At 56.0% G+C, this 3,438-nt stretch carries 3 protein-coding genes and 1 pseudogene; 3 read left to right on the top strand and 1 reads right to left on the bottom strand.

Annotated features, from left to right (window positions below; all coding sequences use genetic code 11):
- Positions 1-224 (top strand): annotated as a pseudogene (locus tag PAT3040_RS38430) (beta-L-arabinofuranosidase domain-containing protein); the annotation flags it as partial.
- 91 nt (positions 225-315) lie between these two features.
- Positions 316-1,470, top strand: coding sequence for an AGE family epimerase/isomerase (locus tag PAT3040_RS06425; RefSeq protein ID WP_108991938.1), 1,155 nt, complete (start codon positions 316-318; stop codon positions 1,468-1,470).
- 51 nt (positions 1,471-1,521) lie between these two features.
- Here PAT3040_RS06425 and PAT3040_RS06430 read toward each other — a convergent pair whose 3' ends face one another.
- Positions 1,522-2,478 (bottom strand): AraC family transcriptional regulator, encoded by a 957-nt coding sequence (locus PAT3040_RS06430; protein WP_108991939.1) that lies wholly within the window; start codon positions 2,476-2,478, stop codon positions 1,522-1,524.
- Positions 2,479-2,538: 60 nt separating this feature from the next.
- On the opposite strand from PAT3040_RS06430, the gene PAT3040_RS38435 reads away from it, so the two are divergent.
- Positions 2,539-3,438: glycoside hydrolase family 43 protein (locus PAT3040_RS38435; RefSeq protein ID WP_258234870.1), on the top strand; the 900-nt coding region annotated here is incomplete at its 3' end.

Consider the following 3,438-nt stretch of genomic DNA (forward strand, 5'->3'; position numbering starts at 1 on the left):
TGGCCGGCTTGACGGACGAGGATCGTCTCCTCGTTGGCGACGCCGAACGCCCGGAAAGTTTGTTGACGCCGGATCGGGAGCGCAACCATAGCTGGTGGAATGCCGGCTATTACAAAACCAAAGGTCAAAGCGCTAACATCCGTTTGATCCCGCTGCACGAGATTAAGGACGAAAGCTATACGGTTTATTTTCAGGTGAAGGCAGCGGAGCAAACAGCGCAATAAATCAACATTTTCGGACGAATGGCGGCAACTTTGCCCCTAGCGCGCAAGCTATAATTGGCTTATGACACCAACAGAAAGAAGGGTTAAGAGGATGCTGCAGGATAAGGACAAGGCGTGGCTGGATGAGGTTATCGGCAAAATAACGGAGAAGATGGACTGGGTAAGCGAAAAAACGCGGAATAAAATTCCGTACACGACCATCGACGGCACTTTTGACGACCGCTCCATCGACAATCCCACCGGCGACGAGGCGGACGGCATCTGCTGGTGGACCAATGGCTTCTGGGGCGGCATGATGTGGCTGATGCACCACGAGACGGGGCTGGACAAATATAAAGAAATCGCGCAAATTTCCGAGGATAAGCTGGATCTCTGCTTCGAGCAGTTCTACGGCTTGCATCACGATGTCGGTTTTATGTGGCTGCCGACGAGCGTGGCGAATTATAGAGTAACGGGCAACCCGGAGTCGCGCAAACGCGCGCTGCATGCGGCCAATCTGCTGGCGGGCAGGTTTAATCTGGCCGGCGGATTCATCCGTGCTTGGAACGACCTGGAGGAAGGCGATACGCGAGGCTGGGCGATCATCGACTGCATGCTCAACATTCCTCTTTTGTACTGGGCATCCCAAGAGACCGGAGATCCGCGCTTTAAGCAGATCGCGATGAAGCATGCCGACACGGCGATGGATGCTTTCGTCAGGCCGGACGGCTCCGTCCATCATATCGTGGAATTCGACCCCTTTCAGGGCGGCGTCGTAAAAACGTATGGCGGTCAAGGTTATGAGCAAGGTTCCTCCTGGACGCGGGGACAGACATGGGGGCTGTATGGCTTTATGATGAGTTACATCCATACCGGCAAAGATGAATATTTGCAGACGGCGAAGCGGATCGCGCATTACTTCATGGCCAACGTCCCGGACAGCGGGATCATCCCCGTAGACTTCCGCCAGCCGGCCGAGCCGCGGCGCGAGGACGACACAGCTGCCGCGATCGCGGCCTGCGGACTGCTGGAGATCGCCAAGGCCGTTGGTCCGTACGAGAAGGACGTTTACGTCAATGCGGCGCTCCGAATGCTGAAGGCGCTGGACGATTCGCGCAGCGACTGGTCGCGCGGGACGGATGCGATTTTGCAGAACGGGACGGGCGCTTACCATTCCAAGACGCATCATCATGCCATTATATACGGCGATTATTATTTCATGGAAGCCATTTTCAAGCTAAAGGGCAACGACTTGTACCTTTGGTAGACGCATGCAGAAGCGGGGCGGTTAAGGAGCGGCAAGGAGATGTGCGCCCACTTAATGCCCCGCTTTCCGTGCCGCAGCCCGATATTGAAGCGGCGTCGTGCCCATTGCGGTTTTAAAGCTGCGGATAAAATAAGATACATTGGGGTAACCGACCTCAGCGGATATATGCTCGACAGAGTACTGGGTCGTATGGAGCAGCCTGCACGCCTGCTTGATTCTTCGCGCGATCAGATAATCGGACAGGCTGCCGCCAGTCTCGCGCCGGAACAACCGGGACAGATAAAATTTGGACAGATGCAGCGCCTCCGCGATATGCTCCAGCCCGATATCTTCGGCATAATGCTCTTCGATCCATTGCATGGCCTGCTCGGAATAGGTAAACGGACGGTATTCGGCCGTTTCCGCCACGGATCCCTGAAGGGAGATCGCCTCCAGATAATGGAGGAGCAGCATCGTCATGTCCTCTTCTTCGGCAACCGGATTCGATGGTAAGGGACGATTGTTGTATCGGTCGATGATATGCTCCAAATAACTTAGCTCCCCATGCAAGTCGATGGCCGATTCTCCCTCCCCTTTCCGCCATAAGCGATCCAGCAGAGCATGTCGGGACGGGAATGGACGCAGCGCCTGCTCGAACATATGGGGCTGGAAGAACATAATCGTTCGCACATAAGGCGTTTCCTCGCTTACGCTTGCGAATACCTTGTGCAACTGATAGGGCTGAAAGATAAACAGCCGGCCCGGCTTCATCTCATAGGTTTTCTGACCGACGATGACGCTGCCCGTGCCTTCGTGGACGAGCAGCAGCTCGCAGCAGGGATGCCAATGGTAGAAGCCGGCGAAGACATCGGTCGTCCGGGTGCGAGATCCGAGAATCAAAGGTTTGCCATGAAACACGACGGGTTCGAATAAGTAGTTCATGCCTTTATTGTAATCAAAATTCCGACGAATAACAGACGCCGCGGGCAAACGGTGAAAAAGTCTGACTTTTATATAAAAAAAGTTCATTTCATGCGATGCCTCCCCATGATACGTTGTAATCGTACAAGACAGAGGAGGAGTGGAACGATGACTTTGATAACGAATCCCGTGCTAAGGGGCTTTAATCCCGATGCGTCCATGCTGCGCGTGGGCGACGACTATTATATCGCGACATCAACCTTCGAGTGGTTTCCCGGCGTGCAGATCCATCATTCGCGCGATCTGGTGAACTGGCAGGTGATCGCTCGCCCGCTTTGCGATGCCTCCTTGCTCGACCTGCGGGGCGTTCCGAGCTCCGGCGGCATCTGGGCGCCGGCGCTGACGTATGACAACGGCATGTTTTATCTCATGATTACAAACGTGATGGCGCGTCGCGGCGTCTTCAAGGATTTGCATAATTATTTGCTTAAGGCGACCGATATTAACGGTCCGTGGTCGGCGCCGCTTCACTTGAACAGCAGCGGCTTCGATCCTTTCCTGTTCCACGACGACGACGGAACCAAATGGCTGCTCAATATGCGCTGGGACTTCCGAAAGGGGCGGGATCGTTTTGCGGGAGTAGTCATGCAGCAATTTTCGCCGGAGGAGAGAAAGCTTGTCGGACCGGTAAAGACGATTGCGACAGGCACCTCGATCGGCGTGACGGAAGGGCCGTTTATGTTCAAGCGGGACGGATGGTATTACTTGCTGCTCGCCGAGGGCGGCACGGGCTGGAACCACGCCGCGACATTGGCCCGTTCGCGCCGGATCGAAGGTCCGTACGAATACGATCCGGAGTCCCCGCTCATCACGACGATCGACGCGCCTGAGCATCCGCTTCAGAAAGCGGGACACGGGGCGGTCGTGGAGACGCAGAACGGCGAGTGGTACCTGTCCTTTATATGCGCGCGTGCGCTGCCCGGCAGACGGCTGTCTCCGCTGGGCAGGGAGACGGGGCTTGCGCGCGTCGTATGGACGGAAGACGGCTGGCTGCGGCTGGAAGGCGGC

This window comes from Paenibacillus agaridevorans (genome assembly GCF_003112455.1).
Taxonomy (GTDB): Bacteria; Bacillota; Bacilli; order Paenibacillales; family Paenibacillaceae; genus Pristimantibacillus; species Pristimantibacillus agaridevorans.

Coding starts and splice junctions, on each gene's coding strand:
- PAT3040_RS06425 (WP_108991938.1), top strand. CDS start 316: ATGCTGCAGGATAAGGACAAGGCGTGGCTGGATGAGGTTATCGGCAAA.
- PAT3040_RS06430 (WP_108991939.1), bottom strand. CDS start 2,478: ATGAACTTTTTTTATATAAAAGTCAGACTTTTTCACCGTTTGCCCGCG.